This is a genomic window from Streptomyces pseudoechinosporeus, from assembly GCF_054783935.1.
On record NZ_BAAGPS010000051.1, the window covers coordinates 32735 to 53627 of the forward strand.

21 protein-coding genes are annotated in these 20893 nt (G+C 69.3%); 12 read left to right on the plus strand and 9 right to left on the minus strand.

Annotated elements, in window-relative coordinates; translation table 11 throughout:
* The first annotated feature begins 222 nt into the window (after window positions 1-222).
* From ACYVO6_RS35800 to ACYVO6_RS35835, 8 genes are all read left to right on the plus strand, one after another.
* A complete protein-coding gene (locus tag ACYVO6_RS35800) occupies window positions 223-1266 on the plus strand; it encodes a BMP family lipoprotein (protein ID WP_461068671.1) in 1044 nt (347 codons plus the stop codon).
* A 204-nt stretch (window positions 1267-1470) separates the two neighbouring features.
* Window positions 1471-2517: a BMP family lipoprotein gene (locus ACYVO6_RS35805; protein WP_461068673.1), complete on the plus strand. Its 1047-nt coding sequence runs from the start codon at window positions 1471-1473 to the stop codon at window positions 2515-2517.
* 225 nt (window positions 2518-2742) lie between these two features.
* Window positions 2743-4326 carry an ABC transporter ATP-binding protein gene (locus ACYVO6_RS35810; RefSeq protein ID WP_461068675.1) on the plus strand — a complete coding sequence of 528 codons (1584 nt, stop codon included), beginning with the start codon at window positions 2743-2745 and terminating at the stop codon, window positions 4324-4326.
* Window positions 4326-5456, plus strand: coding sequence for an ABC transporter permease (locus ACYVO6_RS35815; RefSeq protein ID WP_461068677.1), 1131 nt, complete (start codon window positions 4326-4328; stop codon window positions 5454-5456). The genes ACYVO6_RS35810 and ACYVO6_RS35815 overlap by 1 nt, the downstream gene beginning before the upstream one ends.
* On the plus strand, window positions 5453-6718 hold the full coding sequence (locus ACYVO6_RS35820) for an ABC transporter permease (RefSeq protein WP_461068679.1): 1266 nt from the start codon (window positions 5453-5455) through the stop codon (window positions 6716-6718). The genes ACYVO6_RS35815 and ACYVO6_RS35820 overlap by 4 nt, the downstream gene beginning before the upstream one ends.
* Window positions 6715-7110: a cytidine deaminase gene (locus ACYVO6_RS35825; protein ID WP_461068681.1), complete on the plus strand. Its 396-nt coding sequence runs from the start codon at window positions 6715-6717 to the stop codon at window positions 7108-7110. The genes ACYVO6_RS35820 and ACYVO6_RS35825 overlap by 4 nt, the downstream gene beginning before the upstream one ends.
* 17 nt (window positions 7111-7127) lie before the next feature.
* Window positions 7128-8411: a thymidine phosphorylase gene (locus tag ACYVO6_RS35830; protein ID WP_461068683.1), complete on the plus strand. Its 1284-nt coding sequence runs from the start codon at window positions 7128-7130 to the stop codon at window positions 8409-8411.
* A 68-nt stretch (window positions 8412-8479) separates the two neighbouring features.
* Window positions 8480-8866, plus strand: a complete 387-nt coding sequence (locus tag ACYVO6_RS35835) for an STAS domain-containing protein (protein ID WP_461068685.1) — start codon at window positions 8480-8482, stop codon at window positions 8864-8866.
* Here the strand turns inward: ACYVO6_RS35835 and ACYVO6_RS35840 are convergent.
* Window positions 8759-9766: a sigma-70 family RNA polymerase sigma factor gene (locus ACYVO6_RS35840; protein ID WP_461068687.1), complete on the minus strand. Its 1008-nt coding sequence runs from the start codon at window positions 9764-9766 to the stop codon at window positions 8759-8761. The genes ACYVO6_RS35835 and ACYVO6_RS35840 overlap by 108 nt on opposite strands.
* Window positions 9767-9926: 160 nt before the next feature.
* The gene (locus ACYVO6_RS35845) at window positions 9927-11222 is read right to left on the minus strand and encodes an MFS transporter (protein ID WP_461068689.1); all 1296 of its coding nucleotides are present in this window, start codon (window positions 11220-11222) and stop codon (window positions 9927-9929) included.
* A 62-nt stretch (window positions 11223-11284) separates the two neighbouring features.
* On the opposite strand from ACYVO6_RS35845, the gene ACYVO6_RS35850 reads away from it, so the two are divergent.
* The gene (locus ACYVO6_RS35850; RefSeq protein WP_461068691.1) at window positions 11285-12238 is read left to right on the plus strand and encodes a LysR family transcriptional regulator; all 954 of its coding nucleotides are present in this window, start codon (window positions 11285-11287) and stop codon (window positions 12236-12238) included.
* A 28-nt stretch (window positions 12239-12266) separates the two neighbouring features.
* Here ACYVO6_RS35850 and ACYVO6_RS35855 read toward each other — a convergent pair whose 3' ends face one another.
* Complete coding sequence (locus ACYVO6_RS35855) at window positions 12267-13028, minus strand: alpha/beta hydrolase (RefSeq protein WP_461068693.1); 762 nt, start codon at window positions 13026-13028, stop codon at window positions 12267-12269.
* 113 nt (window positions 13029-13141) lie between these two features.
* Here ACYVO6_RS35855 and ACYVO6_RS35860 point away from each other — a divergent pair, with 113 nt between their 5' ends.
* Entirely contained in the window at window positions 13142-14296 is a 1155-nt protein-coding gene (locus ACYVO6_RS35860; protein WP_461068695.1) for an adenosine deaminase, read from the plus strand.
* Window positions 14297-14418: 122 nt separating this feature from the next.
* Entirely contained in the window at window positions 14419-14691 is a 273-nt protein-coding gene (locus ACYVO6_RS35865; protein WP_461068697.1) for a hypothetical protein, read from the plus strand.
* An 82-nt stretch (window positions 14692-14773) separates the two neighbouring features.
* On the opposite strand, the gene ACYVO6_RS35870 is transcribed toward ACYVO6_RS35865, so the two are convergent.
* The 5 genes from ACYVO6_RS35870 to afsQ1 all read right to left on the minus strand — a co-directional run bounded on the left by ACYVO6_RS35870 (window position 14774) and on the right by afsQ1 (window position 18841).
* The gene (locus ACYVO6_RS35870) at window positions 14774-14977 is read right to left on the minus strand and encodes a PspC domain-containing protein (RefSeq protein WP_033325258.1); all 204 of its coding nucleotides are present in this window, start codon (window positions 14975-14977) and stop codon (window positions 14774-14776) included.
* A 90-nt stretch (window positions 14978-15067) separates the two neighbouring features.
* A complete protein-coding gene (locus ACYVO6_RS35875) occupies window positions 15068-15616 on the minus strand; it encodes a VanZ family protein (protein ID WP_461068700.1) in 549 nt (182 codons plus the stop codon).
* Window positions 15617-15900: 284 nt separating this feature from the next.
* Window positions 15901-16548, minus strand: a complete 648-nt coding sequence (locus ACYVO6_RS35880; RefSeq protein ID WP_461068702.1) for a hypothetical protein — start codon at window positions 16546-16548, stop codon at window positions 15901-15903.
* Window positions 16545-18167: an ATP-binding protein gene (locus ACYVO6_RS35885; RefSeq protein ID WP_461068704.1), complete on the minus strand. Its 1623-nt coding sequence runs from the start codon at window positions 18165-18167 to the stop codon at window positions 16545-16547. The genes ACYVO6_RS35880 and ACYVO6_RS35885 overlap by 4 nt, the downstream gene beginning before the upstream one ends.
* Window positions 18164-18841, minus strand: coding sequence for a two-component system response regulator AfsQ1 (gene afsQ1 / locus ACYVO6_RS35890; RefSeq protein ID WP_128380879.1), 678 nt, complete (start codon window positions 18839-18841; stop codon window positions 18164-18166). Before afsQ1 ends, ACYVO6_RS35885 begins: the two co-directional genes overlap by 4 nt.
* A gap of 275 nt (window positions 18842-19116) precedes the next feature.
* Here afsQ1 and ACYVO6_RS35895 point away from each other — a divergent pair, with 275 nt between their 5' ends.
* A complete protein-coding gene (locus tag ACYVO6_RS35895; protein ID WP_461068707.1) occupies window positions 19117-19875 on the plus strand; it encodes a SigE family RNA polymerase sigma factor in 759 nt (252 codons plus the stop codon).
* 253 nt (window positions 19876-20128) lie between these two features.
* Here ACYVO6_RS35895 and ACYVO6_RS35900 read toward each other — a convergent pair whose 3' ends face one another.
* A complete protein-coding gene (locus tag ACYVO6_RS35900; protein WP_461068709.1) occupies window positions 20129-20773 on the minus strand; it encodes a uridine kinase family protein in 645 nt (214 codons plus the stop codon).
* Window positions 20774-20893 lie beyond the last annotated feature (120 nt).

Here is a 20893-nt window from a genome sequence, read left to right on the forward strand (position 1 = left end):
CCGTTACGTAGAGGCCGCCCAGGGCATACGGAGTGTGAGGTCCACACGGGATGTTATGTGTCGTTCGCACCTTTCGGGACCGTGGTTCACAAGGACTTAACCGGCCATTGGCACGAATGGATAACGGCCAAGCGATACCCCATTCCCCGGAGGGTCTACGCGCGTTACTGTGCGCCGAACTCAGCACCCACTGCGGGGCTTTTGAGAATGGGGAACTTCGAGATGCGTCGGATATCCAAACTGACCCGGGTCGCGGTGGGGGTCGCGTCGCTCGCGCTCGCTGCCACGGCCTGTGGCGGCACCAGTGACGAAGCCGGAAGCGAGGGCGAGAGCGAGAAGGGCCTCGCCATCGCCTACGACATCGGCGGCAAGGGCGACCAGTCCTTCAACGACGCCGCGTACTCCGGCCTGGAGAAGGCCAAGACCGAGTTCAACTACGAGACGGCCGACATCGAGCCCACCGAGGGTGAGACCGACGCCGACAAGGTGCAGCGTCTGACCTCGCTGGCCAAGCAGGGTTACAACCCCATCGTGGGTGTCGGGTTCGCCTACGGGCCCGCGATGACCGAAGTCTCCAAGAAGTACCCGAAGGTCAGCTTCGGCATCGTCGACTCGGTCGTCGAGGGCGAGAACGTGGCGTCCCTGGTCTTCGCCGAGAACGAGGCCTCGTACCTCGCCGGTGTCGCCGCCGCCAAGGCCACCAAGACCAACACGGTCGGCTTCGTGGGCGGTGTGGACATCCCGCTGATCCACAAGTTCGAGGCCGGTTACAAGCAGGGTGTCGCCGACACGAACCCCAAGGTCAAGGTCCTCTCGCAGTACCTGACGCAGACCGCCGAAGAGGGTGGCTTCTCCAGCCCCGACAAGGGCAAGGCCGCCGCCGAGTCCCAGCTGGAGAACAACGCGGACGTCGTCTACCAGGCCGCCGGTCTCTCCGGCCAGGGTGTGATCGAGGCCGCCGCCACCCAGAAGAAGTGGGCGATCGGCGTCGACTCCGACCAGTACGAGCAGCAGGCCCTCGCCAAGTACAAGAACTACATCCTGACCTCGGCGCTCAAGGATGTCGGCGGCGCCGTGTACGCGCTCGCCAAGTCCGTCGAGGACAGCAAGCCGTTGACGGGCATGCAGACCTTCGACCTGAAGGTGGACGGCGTCGGCCTCTCCGAGACCAACCCGGAGTACGCCAAGATCGCGGGCCTCAAGGACGCGGTGGACAAGGCCAAGGCGGCCATCATTGACGGCACCATCAAGGTCAAGGCCGAGTAACGATTGCTCGGCACGGCTGGGGGAGGCAGGCGGGCGTCCATGGCGCCCGCCTGCTCGTCTTTCGCCGGGGCCCGCGGTGTTGTTCACGGCCGGATAACAAGGTGAACGGTAGGGGTTTTCTCGGGGGTCTACGCGCGTTACTCTGCGGCGAAGCCAGCGCCAGAGCCCTACCGTCAGGCGCTTGTACGACAGGAGCAACAACTCATGCGCCGGGTTTCCCGCCTCGCCCTCGCAGGCGCCGCGACCACCTCTCTCGCCCTCGCACTGACCGCCTGTGGCGGCACGTCGACCTCCGCCTCCTCGGAGGCGGACGGCAATCAGGGTCTCGCCATCGCGTACGACGTCGGTGGCAAGGGCGACCAGTCCTTCAACGACGCGGCGTACGCGGGCCTGGAGAGGGCGAAGAAGGAGTTCGGCTACGAGACCACGGACGTCGAGCCCACCGAGGGTGAGACGGACGCCGACAAGACGCAGCGCCTGATCTCGCTGGCCAAGCAGGGCTACAACCCGGTGGTCGGCGTCGGCTACGCCTACGCGACGGCTGTGAAGGAGGCGGCGGAGAAGTACCCGGACACCACGTTCGGCATCGTCGACGACTCCACCATCGAGGCGAAGAACGTCGCGGACCTGGTCTTCTCCGAGGAGCAGGCCTCGTACCTCGCCGGTGTCGCCGCCGCCAAGGCCACCAAGACGAACACGGTCGGCTTCGTGGGCGGTGTGGACATCCCGCTGATCCACAAGTTCGAGGCGGGCTACAAGCAGGGCGTCGCCGACACCAACCCCAAGGTCAAGGTCCTCTCGCAGTACCTGACGCAGACCGCCGAAGAGGGCGGCTTCTCCAGCCCAGACAAGGGCAAGACGGCCGCCGAGAGCCAGATCGAGAAGAAGGCCGACGTCGTCTACCAGGCGGCCGGTCTTTCGGGCCAGGGTGTGATCGAGGCCGCCGCCGCCAACAAGGTGTGGGCGATCGGCGTCGACTCCGACCAGTACCGGCAGGAAGCCCTGGCCAAGTACAAGAACTCCATCCTGACCTCGGCGACGAAGGACGTCGCCAAGGCGGTGTACAACCTTGCGAAGTCGGTCGAGGACGGCAAACCCGAGACCGGTATCGTCAGGGGCGATCTCAAGGCAGGTCAGGTCGGCCTCGCGGACTCCAACCCGGAGTTCAAGAACAACACCGAGCTCCAGGAAGCCATCACGACGGCCAAGGAGAAGATCATCAGCGGCGAGATCAAGGTCAAGACCAGCTGATCCGGCAGGACCACGAGCAGTGCGGCGAACCCGAGGGGTCGCCGGTAACCGTGGGGTTACATCCGCTCAACGGGGCACCGGGAGTCTGGCTCCCCGTACCCCGTTCTCGGCGGTACGTCGCCCCTCTTCCGATGCCGTAGGGGCGCGCGTAGACGACCCCCTTCCCCAGGAGAGTGCGCCATCAACGCGTCCAGCAGCCCTCCGGCCGATGCGGCGGGCGGTCAGGTGACCGCAGTCGAACTCGCCGGGATCACCAAGCGATTCCCCGGGGTCGTGGCCAACCACGACATCCACCTCAGTGTCCACAAGGGCACCGTCCACGCGCTCGTCGGCGAGAACGGCGCCGGCAAGTCGACCCTGATGAAGATCCTCTACGGTATGCAGAAGCCGGACGAGGGCACGATCGCGATCGACGGCCAGCAGGTGACCTTCTCGTCGCCCGCCGACGCCATCGCCCGCGGCATCGGCATGGTGCACCAGCACTTCATGCTCGCGGACAACCTGACCGTCCTCGAGAACGTCGTGCTGGGCAGCGAGAAGCTGTACGGCATCGGCGGCAAGGCCCGCCGCAAGATCCAGGAGATCTCCGAGCGGTACGGCCTCGGCGTGCGCCCCGACCTCCTGGTCGAGGAACTCGGTGTGGCCGCCCGCCAGCGCGTGGAGATCCTCAAGGTCCTCTACCGCGGCGCCCGCACACTGATCCTGGACGAGCCCACCGCCGTACTCGTACCGCAGGAGGTGGACGCGCTCTTCGCCAACCTGCGGGAGCTCAGGTCCGAGGGCCTGTCGGTCATCTTCATCTCCCACAAGCTGGGCGAGGTGCTCTCGGTCGCCGACGAGATCACGGTCATCCGGCGCGGGACGACGGTCGGTACGGCTGTGCCCGCCGAGACGACCTCGCGTCAGCTCGCCGAGATGATGGTGGGCAGCGAACTGCCGACGCCGGAGACGGCGGAGTCCACGGTCACCGACCGCCCCGTACTGACCGTCAAGGACCTGCGTCTGGAGATGGCCGGCGGCAAGGCCCTGCTCGACGACATCAGCTTCACCATCCACGCGGGCGAGGTTCTGGGCCTGGCCGGAGTCGAGGGCAACGGACAGACCGAGCTGGTCGACGCGCTCATCGGCCTCAAGCACGCCGACTCCGGCACCATCAAGCTGGGGGAGGAAGAGGTCACCGCCTGGCCCACCCGTAAGCGCCGTGAGCAGGGCGTCGGCTACATCCCCGAGGACCGGCACCGCCACGGACTGCTCCTGGAAGCCCCGCTCTGGGAGAACCGCATCCTCGGCCACGTCACCGAGCGGCCCAACGCGAAGGGCATCTGGCTCGACCCGAAGGCCGCGCAGGAGGACACACGGCGCATCGTCGAGGCGTACGACGTCCGCACTCCCGGTATCGACGTCACGGCCGCCTCCCTGTCCGGCGGCAACCAGCAGAAGCTGATCGTCGGCCGCGAGATGAGCCACAAGCCGCGCTTCCTGCTCGCCGCGCACCCCACCCGCGGTGTGGACGTCGGCGCGCAGGCCGCGATCTGGGACCAGATCCGCGAGGCACGCCGCGAGGGCCTGGCCGTGCTGCTGATCTCCGCCGATCTGGACGAGCTGATCGGTCTCTCCGACACCCTCCGGGTGATCTACAACGGCAGGCTGGTCGCGGACGCCGACCCGGCCACCATCACCCCGGAGGAACTCGGCTCGGCCATGACCGGCGCCGCCTCCGGACACCTCGAACACGACGAGGACGCACAGCCCCCGGCAGACGGTCCGGCGATGACCAAGGCAGACGCCCCGGAAGACGAGGCCCGCTGATGAAGAAGTTCGACAGGGAGCGCGTGCTCCTCGCGGTGGCCGGGCCGGTCATCGCGCTCGTCGTGGCCGTGGCCCTGACCTCGATCGTGCTGGTCGCCTCCGGCAAGAACCCGGTCGAGCCGTACACGCTGATGTTCGAGCAGGCCACGTTCTCCGACATCCAGGTCCTGATCATCAACCAGGCCTCGATGTACTACATCGCGGCGCTCGCGGTGGCCATCGGCTTCCGGATGAACCTGTTCAACATCGGCGTGGACGGGCAGTACCAGCTCGCCGCCATGATGGCCGCGATCGTCGGCGCCCATGTCGCGCTGCCGGCGGCCCTGCAGATCCCACTGCTGATCCTCACCGCGGTCTTCACCGGCATGTTCTGGTCGGGCATCGCGGGCGTGTTGAAGGTGACCCGGGGCGTCAGCGAGGTCGTCGCGACGATCATGCTCAACGCGATCGCCACCTCCGTCATCGGCTACCTGTGGCTGCCCAACGTCTTCGGCGTGAAGGTCGGCAACAACAACACCACCGGCGAGATGCACGAGTCCGGCTGGATGCCCGGCATCGACATGGGCGCGGCCGGCGAGATCTACGGCTTCGTGATCATCGCGGTGCTGCTCGGCATCGGCTACTGGGTCGTCCTCAACCGCACCCGCTTCGGCTTCGACCTGCGCTCCTCCGGCGCCTCGGAGACCGCCGCCGCGGCCAGCGGAGTCGACCCCAAGCGCATGGTGCTCACCGCCATGCTGCTCTCCGGCGGTCTCGCGGGAATGGCGGGCCTGCCGATCCTGCTCGGCGACACACACACGTACAGCCTCAACTTCCCCACCGGCATCGGCTTCCTGGGCATCGGTATCGCCCTGCTCGGCCGTAACAACCCGACCGGCATCGCCTTCGCGGCCCTGCTGTGGGCCTGGCTCGACAAAGCCTCGCCCGAGCTGGACTTCCACGACTACGACAAGGAGATCGCGGTCATCATGCAGGGCCTGATCGTGCTCTCGGTCGTCGTCTCCTACGAGGCCGTACGCGAATGGGGTCTGCGCCGCCAGCAGCGCCGCGTCGGCGCGGAACTCGCCGCGGGCCACGTCCTCGGCGCCTCCTCTGACAACTCGACCGAGAAGGAGGTGGCGGGCCGATGACCACCGCAACCGACCTCAACCAGCCCACGCTGCAGCCCGCGGCCCCCGTCGGCCGTCGCCTGACACTCCCCGTCCTCCTGCTGATCATCGCGGGCGCCCTGGCGCTGACCTCGATCGTCCGCATCATCACCGGCGCCGACGGCATCACCAACGTCAGCCAGATGTCCACCGCGCTCGAACTGGCCGTCCCGATCGGCCTCGCCGGTCTCGGCGGTCTGTGGGCGGAGCGCGCGGGCGTCGTCAACATCGGCCTCGAGGGCATGATGATCCTCGGCACCTGGTTCGGCGCCTGGGCCGGCTACCAGTGGGGTCCGTGGACCGGCATCCTCGTCGGCATCATCGGCGGCTGCGTCGGTGGACTGCTGCACGCCGTCGTCACCATCACCTTCAACGTCAACCACATCGTCTCCGGTGTGGCCCTCAACATCCTCGCCCTCGGCGCCACCCGCTACCTCGCCCCACTCGCCTTCGAGGGCACCCAGGGCGGCTCGGCCAAGCAGTCCCCGCCGGTGGAGTCCCTCGGCGACTTCACGGTGCCCGGCCTCTCCGACGGGCTCAGTGACCTCAACCGCGAGGGCTGGTTCCTGATCTCCGACATAGCGGGCCTCCTCGGCGGCCTGGTCACCAACGTCTCCTGGCTGACCCTGATCGCCGTCGCGCTGGTCCCCGCCACCTGGTGGATCCTGTGGCGTACGCCCTTCGGTCTGCGGCTGCGCTCTTGCGGCGAGAACCCGGTCGCCGCCGAGTCGCTCGGCGTGAACGTCTACAAGTACAAGTACCTGGCCGTGATCATCTCCGGCGGACTGGCCGGCCTCGGCGGCGTCTTCCTCTCCATCGTGGCCAACCCCTTCTACCTGGAGGGCCAGGTCAGCGGACGCGGCTATATCGGCCTCGCCGCGATGATCTTCGGCAACTGGATGCCGGGCGGACTCGCCATCGGCGCCGGCCTGTTCGGCTACACCGACAGCCTCAACCTGCGCGGCGGCGCCGAGAACGTCCACGCGCTGCTGCTGCTCGCCGCCATCCTGCTGGTCATCGGCGCGATCTGGCTGGTGGTCAAGAAGAAGTACGTGGCCGCCGTGCTCACCCTGGCCGTCGGCGCGCTGGTGTTCACCTGGTATGCCCTCACCGACGAGGTCCCGAACCAGGTCGTCTCCGCCACTCCGTACGTCATCACGCTGCTTGTTCTCGCACTCTCCGCGCAGCGCCTGCGCATGCCGAGGGCGAACGGCATGCCGTATCGCAAGGGCCAGGGCAAGTGACACCCCCAGTCGACTGGGAGGCCCTCCGGGAAGCGGCGCGTACGGCCATGTCCCGTGCGTACGCCCCGTATTCGGGCTTCCCAGTCGGTGCGGCGGCCCTGGTCGAGGACGGCCGCACGGTGTCGGGCTGCAATGTCGAGAACGCGTCGTACGGGCTCGGGCTGTGCGCCGAGTGCGGGCTGGTCTCGCAGCTCCAGCTCACCGGCGGCGGTCGGCTGACGCACTTCACGTGCGTGGACGGCCGCGGCGAGATCCTGGTCCCGTGCGGGCGCTGCCGCCAGCTGCTGTACGAGTTCGGGGGCCCCGATCTGCTCCTGGAGACCCCGGCGGGGATCGTGCCGTTGTCGGAGATGCTGCCGCAGGCTTTCGGGCCGGGCCATCTCACCAAGTGAACTCTGGAAGGAAAGCCGTGGCCATGGACGCCATCTCCGTCATCCGCACCAAGCGGGACCGTGGTGAGCTCAGCGACGAGCAGATCGACTGGGTCATCGACGCGTACACCCGCGGTGAGGTCGCCGACGAGCAGATGTCCGCCCTTGCGATGGCCATCCTGCTCAACGGCATGAACCGGGGTGAGATCGCCCGCTGGACGGCGGCGATGATCGCCTCCGGCGAGCGCATGGACTTCTCGGCACTCTCCCGGCCGACGGCCGACAAGCACTCCACGGGCGGCGTGGGCGACAAGATCACGCTCCCGCTGGCTCCGTTGGTGGCGGCGTGCGGCGCGGCGGTCCCGCAGCTGTCGGGGCGTGGCCTCGGCCACACCGGCGGCACCCTGGACAAGCTGGAGTCGATCCCGGGCTGGCGGGCGCTGCTGTCGAACGAGGAGATGCTGAACGTGCTGGACGGCGTCGGCGCGGTCATCTGCGCGGCGGGCGACGGTCTGGCCCCGGCGGACAAGAAGCTGTACGCGCTGCGGGATGTGACGGGGACGGTCGAGTCGATCCCCCTGATCGCCTCGTCCATCATGTCGAAGAAGATCGCGGAGGGCACGGGGTCGCTGGTCCTGGACGTGAAGGTGGGTACGGGCGCCTTCATGAAGACGATCGAGGACGCGCGTGAACTGGCGTCCACGATGGTCGGGTTGGGCACGGACCACGGTGTGAAGACGGTCGCCCTGCTGACGGACATGTCGACCCCGCTGGGCCTGACGGCGGGCAACGCCCTGGAAGTCCGCGAGTCGGTGGAGGTCCTGGCGGGCGGCGGTCCGTCGGACGTGGTGGAACTGACCCTCGCCCTGGCCCGCGAGATGCTCGACGCGGCGGGCGTGAAGGACGCGGACCCGGCGAAGGCACTGGCGGACGGCTCGGCGATGGACGTATGGCGCCGCATGATCGCGGCCCAGGGCGGCGACCCGGAGGCTCCACTGCCCACCTCGCGTGAGCAACACGTGGTCAAGGCTCCCTCCTCGGGCGTCCTGACCCGCCTGGACGCCTACGCCATCGGCATCGCCGCCTGGCGCCTCGGCGCAGGCCGCGCCCGCAAGGAGGACCCGGTCCAGGCCGCCGCAGGCGTGGAACTCCACGCCAAGCCGGGCGACACGGTGACGGAGGGCCAGCCGCTGCTGACGCTGCACACGGACACGCCGGAGCGCTTCGCGTACGCGCTGGAGGCGGTCGAGGGTTCGTACGACGTCGCGGCGCCGGGCACGGAGTTCACGGCTGCGCCGGTGGTGCTGGAACGTATTGCCTGACCTGGGCACGGGGCTCCTCGGTCAGGTCAATGTGACCTTGGACGACGCGACCTCACGTCGGCTCGGCGATGAGTTCCGCGCCGTCGCCCGGTCTACCGTTCGTGAACTCCATGACACCCGCCGTACTCGTGCTGCCCGGCTCCGTCACCCGTGATGACGTGCCCCGGCTGTGCGAGGACGTGCGCGCGAGACTGGAGGCCTCCGGCGCCGGTGTCGTGGTCTGCGATGTCGCGGGCCTCGGTCCGCCCGGACTGACCACCGTCGACGTACTGGCCAGACTCCAGCTCGCCGCCCGCCGGGCCGGAGGCCGGATACGCCTGCGCGACCCCGACCCGGCCCTGCACGCGCTACTCGCTCTGGTCGGCCTCCGCTTCGAGGTGGAGGGGCAGCCCGAAGAGCGGGAACCACCGCTTCGTGTCGAGGAAGCAGTGGAACCCCGCGATCCGGCCCCCTGATATCTCCAGGACCTGCACCGCCCACGGCATGTAGCCGCCCTCGTCCGGATCCGGCTTGTACTGCGCGAAGCCCGGCAGCCCATTGACCTCGACCGGCACCAGGCGCGAGTTCGCACAGGGGGCGCCCAGTGTCGTCATGAAGCCCGTGATGTCCTCGTGGCCGCTCAGCCACAGGTCGAACGGCGGCATCGTCATCACCGCGTCCTCGTGCAGCAGCGCCGTCAGCGCCGTCATGTCGTACCCCTCGAACGCCGCGACATAGCGCTCCAGGAGCTTCTGCTGCTCCTCGTCGAGCGGGTCGGAGACGGCGCCCTCCTCGGCCGCGCCGTCGCGCTCGGCGAGGGTCGCGCGGGCCCGCTGGAGCGCGCTGTTGACCGAGGCGACCGTGGTGTCGAGCAGCTCGGCGACCTCGCTCGCCTTCCAGGCCAGGACCTCGCGCAGGATCAGTACGGCCCGCTGCTTGGGCGGCAGTTGCTGGAGGGCGGCCATGAAGGCGAGGCGCACCGACTCCTTGGCCACCGCCGCCTCGGCCGGGTCGCTGGGTGTGGGCAGTACGCGGTTGTCCGGCATGGGTTCCAGCCAGGTGTTGTCCGGGCGCGGGGTCAGTGCCGCCTGCGCCAGTGGTGTCGAGTCCGTCAGGTCCATGGGACGGGCCCTCTTGTTGCCCGCCGTCAGCATGTCCAGGCATACGTTCGTCGCGATTCGGTACAGCCACGAACGCATCGAGGAACGGCCCTCAAACTTGTCGTAGCTGCGCCAGGCGCGCACCAGTGTGTCCTGCACCGCGTCCTCCGCCTCGAAGGACGAGCCGAGCATCCGGTAGCAGTACCCCGTCAGCTCGACCCGGTGCTTCTCCAGCCGGACATCGAGATCCGCTGCAGTCGCCGTACCGTCGCTCATGGCCAACCCACCCCTGTGGCTCAGTCCCTCGCACGCACCTTTGCGCGCCACCACTTCGGAAGCTACAGCAGCCCACTGACAATGGCCCCCGAACCACACGAAGGCCCAGGTCAGGGTGGGTCCGCCCCGCCGCTCAACGGCCCGCGCCAGCGCGTCGGCGTCAGTGCGCCGCCAGCAGACCCCGCCGCGCCTGCACTCGAGCCGCACGCGACCCCAGCACCGTGATCCCCACGACCCCGACCACCGCCAGCAGCCCAAGCGCAACCGTCCCGCCCCAGCCCCCCGCATGGAACGCGACCGCCCCGAGCGTGCTGCCCGCGCTGGACCCGACGTAGTACGCGGACTGGTACAGGGCGGAAGCCTGAGCGCGGCCCTCCTTGGCCGTGTGGCTCACGGACGACGAGGCGACCGCGTGGCCCGCGAAGAAGCCCGCCGTGATCAGGACCAGGCCGAGCAGCACCAGCACCAGCGAGTCCGCCAGCGACAGGAGCAGACCCGCTGTCGTCGTGCCGCCCGCCAGGTAGAGGGAGCCGCGGCGGCCGAGGCGGCCCACCAGCTTGCCCGCCGTCGACGCCGAGACCGTACCGACCAGGTAGACCAGGAAGATCGAGCCGATGATCCCCTGGGGGAGGGAGAACGGAGCGTCGGTCAGCCGGTAACCGATCACCGTGTAGACGGCCCCGAAGACCGTCATGAACAGCGCACCGATCGCGTACAGCCGACGCATCAGCGGATTCGAGAGGTGTGCACGGACCGTGCGGGCCAGCACCCGCGGCTGCAGCGAGCCCGCCTTGAAGTGCTTCGGCGCCGGAAGCAGCAGCCGGAACGCGACCGCGCACGCCACCGCGACGACCCCGATCGCGCCGACGGCGACCCGCCAGCCCCACTCCTGCGCGACCCAGCCGGTGATGACCCGGCCGCTCATGCCGCCGACGCTGTTGCCCGCGACGAACAGACCGATCGCGGTGATCAGCGCCTTCGGCCGCACTTCTTCCGCCAGATACGCCGTCGCCGAAGCCGGCAGCCCGGCCAGCGCCGCACCCTGCACCGCCCGCAGCGCGATCAGCGTGCCGACCGACGGGGCGAAGGGAACCAGCAGACCGACGGTCACCGCGATCCCCAGGGACGCCGTCATGACCGTACGCCGACCGAACCGCTCCGACAGCGCGCTCATCGGCAGGACGAACAGCGCCAGCGCGCCGGTCGCCGCCGACACCGTCCAGCTCGCCGCGCTCGCCGTCACCCCGAAGTCGCTGGAGATCAGCGGGAGAAGGGCCTGCGTGGAGTAGAGCAGCGCGAAGGTCGCGACACCCGCGAGGAACAGGGCAAAGCTCATCCGGCGGTAGCCGGGCCCGCCCGGGGTCATACGGGAGTCGGTGGTGGAAGCGGCGGAAGTGACGGAAACGGTCGAGGCGGCGCCCACGGTGGTGGACGCCTCGGTACTGGCGGAAGGCATGCTTCGAACCTAAAGAACGACCTCTCATCCGTCCAATGCATGGAATCGCCATAATCGTTCCCATGAAGCATCAGCAAAGGTCAGAGCCTCACCTGTCACCATCCAGTGACACAGAAGACATCGTCGCGCTGCTCGCCCCACGCCTGGCGTACTTCGCGGGAGTCGCCCGTACCGAGCACGTCACCCGCGCCGCGCAGGAGATGCAGGTCCCGCAGTCGACCCTGTCCCGCGCCATGGTCCGCCTCGAACAGGACCTGGGCGTCGACCTGTTCGCCCGCCGGGGCCGTACGGTCTCGCTCACACCCGCCGGGCGTACGTTCCTCGCCTCCGTGGAGCGGGCGCTCGCCGAGATCGAGCGGGCGGCCGACGCGGTACGGGCCGACGCCGACGCCACCTCCGGCAAGGTCGCCTTCGGCTTTCTGCACACCATGGGCTCCGAGACCGTGCCCGGGCTCATCCGCGCCTTCCGGGCCGACCATCCACGGGTCCGCTTCAGCCTCGTACAGAACTACGGCGAGGCGATGATCGAGGGGCTGCGCTCGGGCGAGCTGGACCTCTGCCTCACCTCGCCGATGCCGGACGCCCCCGACCTCGTCGCCCGCCGCCTCGACGAGCAGAAGCTGCGCCTCGTGGTCCCCGCCGACCACCGCCTCGCCGGCCGCAAACGCGCCCGCCTGGCCGAGGCCGCCGACGAAACCTTCGTCACCCTCGAACCCGGCTACGGCCTGCGCCGCATCACCGACGACCTCTGCAAGGAGGCCGGCTTCCGCCCCCGTATCGCCTTCGAGGGCGAGGAGGCCGAAACGCTACGGGGCCTGGTGGCGGCGGGACTGGGAGTAGCCCTCCTGCCACCACCGGCCGTACCGCGCCCAGGAGTTGTCGAACTGACGGTCACCGCCCCACGAGCGGCCCGCGAGATCGGCGTCGCCTGGCTGGACGGCCACCCGGACACCCCACCGGTGGCAGCCTTCAAGAAGTTCCTGCTGTCGAGAAGGGGCAACCTGCTCCCGGACTGACACTGGCGTGCTTGCGCTCTCCCGGCGCTCACCGCCGCAACGACTTCCCGAACCCAGAAGCCAACGGCATCCGCAAGCCAAGCGGAGGTGGAGCCGCAAACGCGTCCTCCACAGGCCGGGAAAACCCCCGCCCGAACAACGCCCCCATCACAAAGTCCTCGGCAAGCGCGAGAACTTCCTCCCGATGCTGGGACAGCCCATGCCCGTCGGAGTGCACCTCGAACCGGCAGATGTCCCGGTTCGCCTTCTTCGCCCGCGCCGCGAGCCGAAAGGACAGCTCCGGATCACTGCGCGCATCCATCGTCCCGTGCACGATCAGCACCCGCCGTCCCCCGAGCTGCTTCACCGGTTCCTCGGGTGCCGCCACGTCGTCCTCCGGCAGCCAAGGGGACAGCGACAGCACGGAGTTGACGGCGGTGTGCCCGGCCGCGTGCAGGGCAGCCCGACCGCCCATGTCCAGCCCGGCGAGACACACGGGCACGTCTCCGTAGCGGCGTACGACCTCATCGGCGGCCCAGGCGGCGTCATGTGCGAGATGCGCCTCGCTGCCGTTCCAGCCGCGAAACCTGTAGTGCACCACGTGCGCGACCAGCCCGTCCGTACGCCCCGCGCGCGTGAGGCGGCGCCCCAGCGAGCGTACGGAGGCGGTCGCCAGCATCGGTGACGGTCTGCGGGCGGAGGTCTCCTCACCGCCCGGCAGCAGCAGCACCACGCCGCTCACCGCCGTCGGTTCCGTGCCGAGTGCCCGCCCCAGCCGGGCCCTGCGAACCGGCGTCACTTGCTGTGCCATGACAGAACATTGTCAGAAGCAAGGGTGTACGTGAGTCGTCCGCAGGGTCACCGTTGCGTATCGACGGATCTCCCGAGGAAGGGATCTACGCGCGTAGGCGTTAGGATTCGGAAATGACGAGCCAGCACCAGCACACACCCGGTGCGGACCAGATCCGCCGGGCCCCCAAGGTCCTGCTGCACGACCACCTCGACGGGGGCCTGCGCCCCGGGACCGTCGTCGACCTCGCCCGCGAGACGGGCTACACCAACCTCCCCGAGACCGACCCCGACAAGCTCGGCGTCTGGTTCCGCGAGGCCGCCGACTCCGGTTCCCTGGAGCGGTATCTGGAGACCTTCGCGCACACCTGCGCCGTCATGCAGACCCGCGAGGCGCTGGTGCGGGTGGCCGCCGAGTGCGCCCAGGACCTCGCCGAGGACGGCGTCGTCTACGCCGAGGTGCGGTACGCGCCCGAGCAGCACCTGGAGAAGGGGCTCACCCTCGAAGAGGTCGTCGAAGCCGTCAACGAGGGCTTCCGGGAAGGTGAGCGGCTCGCCCGCGAGAGCGGTCACCGGATCCGCGTCGGCGCCCTCCTGACCGCCATGCGGCACGCGGCCCGCGCCCTGGAGATCGCCGAACTCGCCAACCGCTACCGCGACGTGGGCGTCGTCGGCTTCGACATCGCGGGCGCCGAGGCCGGCTTCCCGCCCACCCGTCACCTGGACGCCTTCGAGTATCTGAAGCGGGAGAACAACCACTTCACGATCCACGCCGGCGAAGCCTTCGGGCTGCCCTCCATCTGGCAGGCCCTCCAGTGGTGCGGCGCCGACCGGCTCGGCCACGGGGTGCGCATCATCGATGACATCCACGTCGGCGGCGACGGCTCCGTGAAGCTCGGCCGCCTCGCCTCGTACGTACGCGACAAGCGCATCCCGTTGGAGCTGTGCCCCAGCTCCAACCTCCAGACGGGTGCCGCCGACTCGTACGCCGAGCACCCCATCGGGCTGCTGCGACGGCTGCATTTCCGGGCGACCGTGAACACGGACAACAGGTTGATGTCGGGCACCAGTATGAGCCGGGAATTCGAGCACCTTGTCGACGCCTTCGGTTATTCGCTCGACGACATGCAGTGGTTCACAGTCAATGCGATGAAATCAGCATTCATTCCTTTCGACGAACGGCTGGCGATGATCAATGACGTGATCAAGCCCGGCTATGCGGAGCTGAAGTCCGAATGGCTGTTCTGGCAGACCGCTTCGACCAGCGGTTCTGCGGTCGAAGCGGGCTGATCGGCTCGTAGGAAAAGCGGCCGGGCGCATGCCGACACGGCCGCTTTTCGACGTTTGCAGGGCGCGCTCCCCCGTGCTTACGGTTTCGAACCGCTCGAATCCGTCACAGCGCAAGGACGAAGATGAAGAAGTCTGCTGTCAAGACCCTCGGTGTCGCCGTTCTCGGTGCCGCCTTCGCCGCCGCCGGTGCGGGCGCCGCCAACGCGGCCCCGGCCGCCGTGCCCGCCCCCTCCGGGGTCGTGGGCGCCGTCACCACGCCGGTCACGGACCAGGCCGCGCTGGTCACGGACGCGGCCGCGCCGGTCACGGACCAGGCCGCGCTGGTCACGGACGCGGCCGCGCCGGTCACGGGCCTGACCGCGCCGGCCGCGGGCCTCGGGCTTCCCCCCGCCTGAGTCCGCACCTGTACGCGCCGTGGGGCGCCTCCTCGAATCCGAGGGGCGCCCCATCGGCGTACGTGCGTATGGGGTGCGTGGATCACCAGGCCGTACGAGCCGCCTTGCCCTCCGAGGGGAACAGGATCCACAGCGCTATGTAGAGCAGGAACTGCGGACCCGGCAGCAGACAGGACACCAGGAAGATCACGCGCATCGTGGTCGCGGAGGTACCGAAGCGCCGTGCCAGCGCAGCGCACACTCCGCCGATCATCCGGTCGTTCGTGGGGCGGGCAAGGCGGTTCATCTACGGCTCCTTCGTGAGCGTACGAGGCCTCCCTTCTGGCTGCCTCATCTGCCTTCCACGCTACGACCACGAAGGGGACAAAGCGTCGCTCTACGGGGCGATGCCGACCCTGGGAATCGTCGGGGTCCGACCCTGAGCCGCATCCTCCCGGTGGAGGGCGGCCCGGCGCCGCGTCTCCGTCCGGCGGCGCAGTACGGCGCGCGCGGCGGGGACGAACGCCACATGGGCCAGGGCCACGCCCACGGTGTTGAGCAGCAGCGAGTCGACGTCCACGACCTGGCCGGGAACCCCGGTCTGCAGCAGCTCGATGCCCATGGAGAGCAGGGCGCCGGCGGCGACCGTACGGAGCAGGGACAGCAGTGGGGAGGCGGACAGTCTGCCGCCGGCCATGGGCAGCAGTACGCCGAGCGGAGCGAGCAGCAGCAGCCCCTTGCCGATATTGCGGGCCGCCGCCTCTGGGCCCAGGGCCAGATCGGCTCTGATGCTCGCGAACGGACGCAGGTTCGCGGCGCTCACCCACGGCACGTCCAGGGGACGCAGCGTGAGCCAGGCGACGAGCGCGAGATGTGCGACGAGAAGAACACCTCCCGCCGCACGGATGCGGAACGCGGCGCTGCCGCCGTTTGAGCCTTGACGCACGCCCCCCAAGACGCGGCCTTCGGCAGGATCGGTTCCGTGTGTCGCAAGGGCTTGCCTCACACGGGTGCGCTCCGCTGGAAGCATGGTGATGAACCTGCGGGCCGGTGGGGGCTGGTCGCTCCCCCACTCTCGGCTTCGCTCGAGCGGGGGGACCCCCATCGCGGCGGAGCCGCATATGTCACAGCCCCGCGCCCCTATCGGGGCCTGCGGCCCCTCAAACGGGCGCGATACCGCACCGGCGCCAAAAGCCGCTCAGAAGGGACGCGCCCGCCCCCGCCCGGTCCTCAGGGCCCGCCGACCTCCGTCGACGGCGGGGACTCGGTGCCCGGCCGGGAGAGGACCTCAGGCGTGCACTCGTAGCGGCGTACGGGGTCCATGCCGGGGCCGCCGAGGATGACCGCGCCGCCGTCGGAGGCGGCGGCCGAAGCGTTGAAGGTGCAGATGATCTGGGCCAGCGCGTACGAGGTCAGCGCGGCGGGCTCGGTGCTCAGCCGCAGCGCGCCCTCCGGGTCCTCCGGGCGCGGCTCGCCGACCGTCAGGCCGCCTTGGACGTCCGTCGTGTAGCCCGCCTGCCGCTCGGCCTCGGCCGGGTCCGCGGTCAGCTGGTCGAGCAGCGCCTGCGCGGCCTGTGCACGGTCCGTCTCCGTGGTGCCGTCGGTGACGCGCACGATCCGGTCGACCCGCACCAGTTGCGAGGAGCACAGCAGGAAGACCTGGACGAGTATCCCGCCAGGGGACTGCGTAGCGAGATCCGGGCCACTCGCCGTACAGGACAACCGGGACGGCGCGGGCCCGAACTCGGTCGGCACCTCCGTCGGCCGGATCCCGCACCCGGCCGACGCCAGGGCGAGCAACGTCACGGCGAGCAGGGCGGTACGCAACCGGCGTACGCCCTGTGAGCCGCGTACGCCCCATCGGCCGCGTACGGTCATCGCGCCTCCCCCTTGGAGCCATTGCCCTCACAGGACTTGCCGGACTTACCGTTCTTCTTCCGGTTTCCCCGGCCTCCCCGGTCCTGCCGGTCCTCCTGGTCCGTCAGAACCGAGGCGTCCTGCGGCAGTCTCAGGGTGAACACCGCGCCCGACTCGGGGGAGTTGGCGGCGGTGAGCTCGCCGCCGTGGATGTGCGCGTTCTCCAGGGCGATGGACAGGCCCAGGCCGCTGCCCTCCGAGCGCGGGCGGGAGGCGCTCGCCTTGTAGAAGCGGTCGAAGACGTGCGGGAGGACCTCCTCAGGGATGCCGGGGCCGTGGTCCTGCACCTCGATGAGCACGTCGTCCCCCTCCTCGCGCACGGACACGCGCACCGGAGAGCCGCCGTGCTTGAGGGCGTTGCCGATCAGATTCGCCAGGATCACGTCCAGGCGGCGCGGGTCGAGACACGCGGTGATGCCGCGTTCGGCGTCCAGCTCCACCGCGTCCAGCCAGGCGCGCGCGTCGATGCACGCGGTGATCTGGTCGGCTATGTCGACGTCGTCCAGGACGAGCCGGGCCGTGCCCGCGTCGAAGCGGGTGACCTCCATGAGGTTCTCCACGAGGTCGTTCAGGCGCCGTGTCTCGCTGACGACGAGGCGTACGGCGGGCTCGATCATCGGGTCCACGCTGCCGGTCTCCGCGTCGAGCTCCTCCTCAAGGACCTCGGTCACAGCGGTGATCGCGGTCAGCGGCGTCCGCAGCTCGTGCGACATGTCCGCCACGAAGCGGCGGGAGGCCTCATCGCGCGCGCTCATGTCCGCGACCCGCTTCTCCAGCGCCTCCGCGGCACGGTTGAACGTCCGTGACAGATCCGCGAGTTCGTCCGTGCCCGACACCCGCAGCCGGGTGTCCAGCTTGCCCTCGCCGAGCCGCCGGGCCGCCGTGCCGAGGCGGTGCACCGGCTTGAGTACGGTCGTCGCGGCGGCCTGCGCGAGCAGCGCCGAACCGATCAGCGCGAGCCCGGTCGCGATACCCAGCGACCAGGCAAGGGAGTTGAGGTCCTCGGCCTCCGGCTCCAGGGACTTGAGCATGTAGCCGGTCGGCCCGCCGCCGATCACCTTCGCGCCGCCCACCAGATACGGTTTGTCGCCGTCGACGATCCGCTGCCAGTACAGGTGGTACGGGTGCTTGTTGCCCGAGGTGAGCTCCTGCTCCCTGTTCACCGCCTTCTGGAGGGACTTAGGCACATCGGCCAGGGAGAAGTCGTCCAGATCGGAGTTGCCGACGACGGTCCGCCCCGCCTCGTCCTCGGCGATCAGCAGCACACTGAACCCCTGCGGGCTGTTCGCCATCCGGCGTGCGGCGGCTTCCAGATCGTCCCGCGACGGGTGCACCGCCAGCGCGCTCGCGCGGTTCTGCATCTCCTGCTGGAAGTCGCGCAGCACCGCGTCCTGCGTACGGGTCAGCACGGCCTCGCGGTTGAGCCAGTACGCGATTCCCGACGCCGACACCGCCGCGGTGAGCGCGACGAGCCCGAACACGACGACCAGACGCAGCCGCAGGCTCGTGAAGCGCAGCCCCGCCAGTATCGTCCTGCGCGCCGCGGCCCAGCCGCGGAGCTTGCCCTGCGATGGGGTCACTGAGGACTGTCCAGCCGGTACCCCACGCCGCGTACGGTACGGATCAGCGTCGGCGAGGACGGCACGTCCTCCACCTTCGCGCGCAGCCGCTGCACACAGGCGTCGACGAGCCGTGAGTCACCGAGGTAGTCGTGCTCCCACACCAGTCGCAGCAACTGCTGGCGGGACAGCGCCTGTCCCGGTCGGCGGCTGAGCTCCAGGAGCAACCGCAGCTCGGTGGGCGTCAGTTGGAGGTCCTCGCCGTTCTTGGTGACCGTCATCGCCGCGCGGTCGATCACCAGGCTGCCGAACGTCGCCGAGTCGTTGGCCTCCCGCTCGCCACGCCGCAGCACGGCCCGGATGCGGGCGTCCAGCACCCGCCCCTGTACCGGTTTGACGACGTAGTCGTCGGCCCCCGACTCCAGCCCGACCACCACGTCGATGTCGTCACTGCGGGCGGTGAGCAGGATGATCGGCAGCTGGTCCGTGCGCCGGATGCGCCGGCACACCTCGAACCCGTCGATGCCGGGCAGCATCACATCCAGCACGATCAGGTCCGGCCGCTGCTCGCGCAGCAGCTTCAGACCGTCCTCGCCGGTGGCAGCGGTGGCCACACGGTGCCCCTGGCGCGTCAGCGACAGCTCCAGGGCCGTACGGATGGCGTCGTCGTCCTCGATCAGCAACAGGGAAGGCACGGACGTCATTCTGTCTCATGACATGGCGCCGTATCGACTCCTGGAGCGCTCCCACACATCTCACCCATAGGAGTGATCGTCCGAGATACCGAATGCGTAGCCGTACGACGCTTCTCTGTGATCAACCTGTGCTGCGCCTGGGCCCCACCCTGTTGCACGCCTGTGACAGTCGGCTGACACCGTCATGAAGTCGCGTAGGCAAGCTTTTCGGCACAGGCAAGGAAGCACCACAGAGCAGTACCGAGAAACCGGAACTCCACGACGGGGGGCGCGAGATGAACACGCTGCACAGCACCAGCACTAGCGCGGTCGCAGTTGTCACGCGTCTTCACGACGTCACGCGCAACACCGAGAAGTCCGGTGCCGTGAGCGGGCGGGGGTGCGCTCGCGGCACCGGGCGTCAGCACACCGGGTCGTACATGACGGTGGTTGACGCACATCTGGTGGGGGGCAACGGGGGAACGCACGGGGGATCCGCGTACGGGGAGGACTCGGGGGAGCGTCGTTCGGTGTCGGAGGCGGAGTTCACCGCCTACGTCCAGGAGCGCCGCGCCTCCCTGTACGCAACCGCCTACCACCTGACCGGTGACCGCTTCGAGGCCGAGGACCTGCTGCAGAGCGCCCTCTTCTCGACGTACAAGGCATGGGACCGGATCAGTGACAAGGCCGCGGTCGGGGGCTACCTCCGCCGCACCATGACCAATCTGCACATCAGCGCGTGGCGCCGCCGCAAGCTGAACGAGTACCCGACCGAGGAACTGCCGGAGACGGCCGGCGACACGGACGCGATGCGCGGCACCGAGCTGCGCGCCGTCCTGTGGCAGGCGCTCGCACGGCTGCCTGAACTCCAACGCACCATGCTGGTCCTGCGCTACTACGAGGGCCGCACGGACCCGGAGATCGCGGAGATCCTCGACATCAGTGTCGGCACGGTGAAGTCCAGCATCTGGCGGTCTCTCCGCCGGCTGCGTGAGGACGAGGTCCTCAGCTTCGGCCGTGACGAGGAGGAGTCCTTCGGGGAGCTTGTCGCCTGACAGGCCCGCCCGAGGGCAACGGGGGAAAGAAAGTACGGGGGAAGCACGGGGGCTGTTCGTCACTCTGGGGGGAGGCGGCGGACAGGTAACGGGGGCACTGCAGGGGGGATCACGGGGTCAACGGGGGACCACGGGGGATCACGGGGAAAAGGGAGCGGGACTGGAGGGCCGGGGGGTCCATCCAGTCCCGCTCCCCTTTTGCGCCTAAACCGGCGCCGCTCTCGCGGACCTGATTGCTCGCCGTCGGGGTTCCTCAATTGATGGTTGCGGTGTTCCTCGCTTTTACACACCTTCCCGCAGCGGCGGCTGCCAGCCTGCCCAGTGCCTCGTCCTTGTCGCAGGCGTGGGCGCCCAGGGATGTCTGGCGGGACACGATGGAGCGTTCGGCGCGCATCAGGCGCCAGCCGCGGCGAAGCAGGAACGGGACGGACTTGCGGCCCTCCTTGAGGTCCCGCAGAAAGCGGCGGCGGAAGGTACGCACCGGCCCGCGGCTCAGACACAGCGCGTCCGCCAGCACCCCGATCTCCTGACACCGCTCGACGATCTCGGCGGCGAAGATGCCTTCCGCGATGAACAGTGGAGTCCGCCCGATGTCGACGGTCTCCTCGCCGGTACGGGCGCTGAGGGAGATGTCGTACACGGGAACCTTCGTACGCCCCCTGCGGCACAGCTCGGCGATCGCCGCGACGGCCGTGTCCGCGTCCCAGGACAGAGGGTGGTCCCAGTCGATGTCCGAACTGCCCGCCACCTGCGGCAGCGTCGGGTCGCCGCCCTCCTTGTAGAAGTCGTCGAGCCGCAGCACCGGGAGGCCGGAGCGGGCCGCGAGGAGGGACTTGCCGGAGCCGGAAGGGCCGCACAGCAGCACGACCCGGGTGGGTATCGGGGGATGGGAACTCACGAGGCAACAGTGTGCGGCATCGAGGGCTCCTTGCCGACCCTGCGAGTCGCCTTTGGAGCACGCATCACATCGCAGCCCTGGCTCTCCTGGACGGAGGAGGGCCAGGGCTGCTGGCTTGTG

Coding starts and splice junctions, on each gene's coding strand:
- ACYVO6_RS35820 (WP_461068679.1), top strand. CDS start 5,453: ATGACCACCGCAACCGACCTCAACCAGCCCACGCTGCAGCCCGCGGCC.
- ACYVO6_RS35870 (WP_033325258.1), bottom strand. CDS start 14,977: ATGAACCGCCTTGCCCGCCCCACGAACGACCGGATGATCGGCGGAGTG.
- ACYVO6_RS35815 (WP_461068677.1), top strand. CDS start 4,326: ATGAAGAAGTTCGACAGGGAGCGCGTGCTCCTCGCGGTGGCCGGGCCG.
- ACYVO6_RS35880 (WP_461068702.1), bottom strand. CDS start 16,548: ATGACCGTACGCGGCCGATGGGGCGTACGCGGCTCACAGGGCGTACGC.
- ACYVO6_RS35855 (WP_461068693.1), bottom strand. CDS start 13,028: ATGGCACAGCAAGTGACGCCGGTTCGCAGGGCCCGGCTGGGGCGGGCA.
- ACYVO6_RS35840 (WP_461068687.1), bottom strand. CDS start 9,766: ATGAGCGACGGTACGGCGACTGCAGCGGATCTCGATGTCCGGCTGGAG.
- ACYVO6_RS35860 (WP_461068695.1), top strand. CDS start 13,142: ATGACGAGCCAGCACCAGCACACACCCGGTGCGGACCAGATCCGCCGG.
- ACYVO6_RS35805 (WP_461068673.1), top strand. CDS start 1,471: ATGCGCCGGGTTTCCCGCCTCGCCCTCGCAGGCGCCGCGACCACCTCT.
- ACYVO6_RS35845 (WP_461068689.1), bottom strand. CDS start 11,222: ATGCCTTCCGCCAGTACCGAGGCGTCCACCACCGTGGGCGCCGCCTCG.
- ACYVO6_RS35835 (WP_461068685.1), top strand. CDS start 8,480: ATGAGTTCCGCGCCGTCGCCCGGTCTACCGTTCGTGAACTCCATGACA.
- ACYVO6_RS35800 (WP_461068671.1), top strand. CDS start 223: ATGCGTCGGATATCCAAACTGACCCGGGTCGCGGTGGGGGTCGCGTCG.
- ACYVO6_RS35850 (WP_461068691.1), top strand. CDS start 11,285: ATGAAGCATCAGCAAAGGTCAGAGCCTCACCTGTCACCATCCAGTGAC.
- ACYVO6_RS35895 (WP_461068707.1), top strand. CDS start 19,117: ATGAACACGCTGCACAGCACCAGCACTAGCGCGGTCGCAGTTGTCACG.
- ACYVO6_RS35865 (WP_461068697.1), top strand. CDS start 14,419: ATGAAGAAGTCTGCTGTCAAGACCCTCGGTGTCGCCGTTCTCGGTGCC.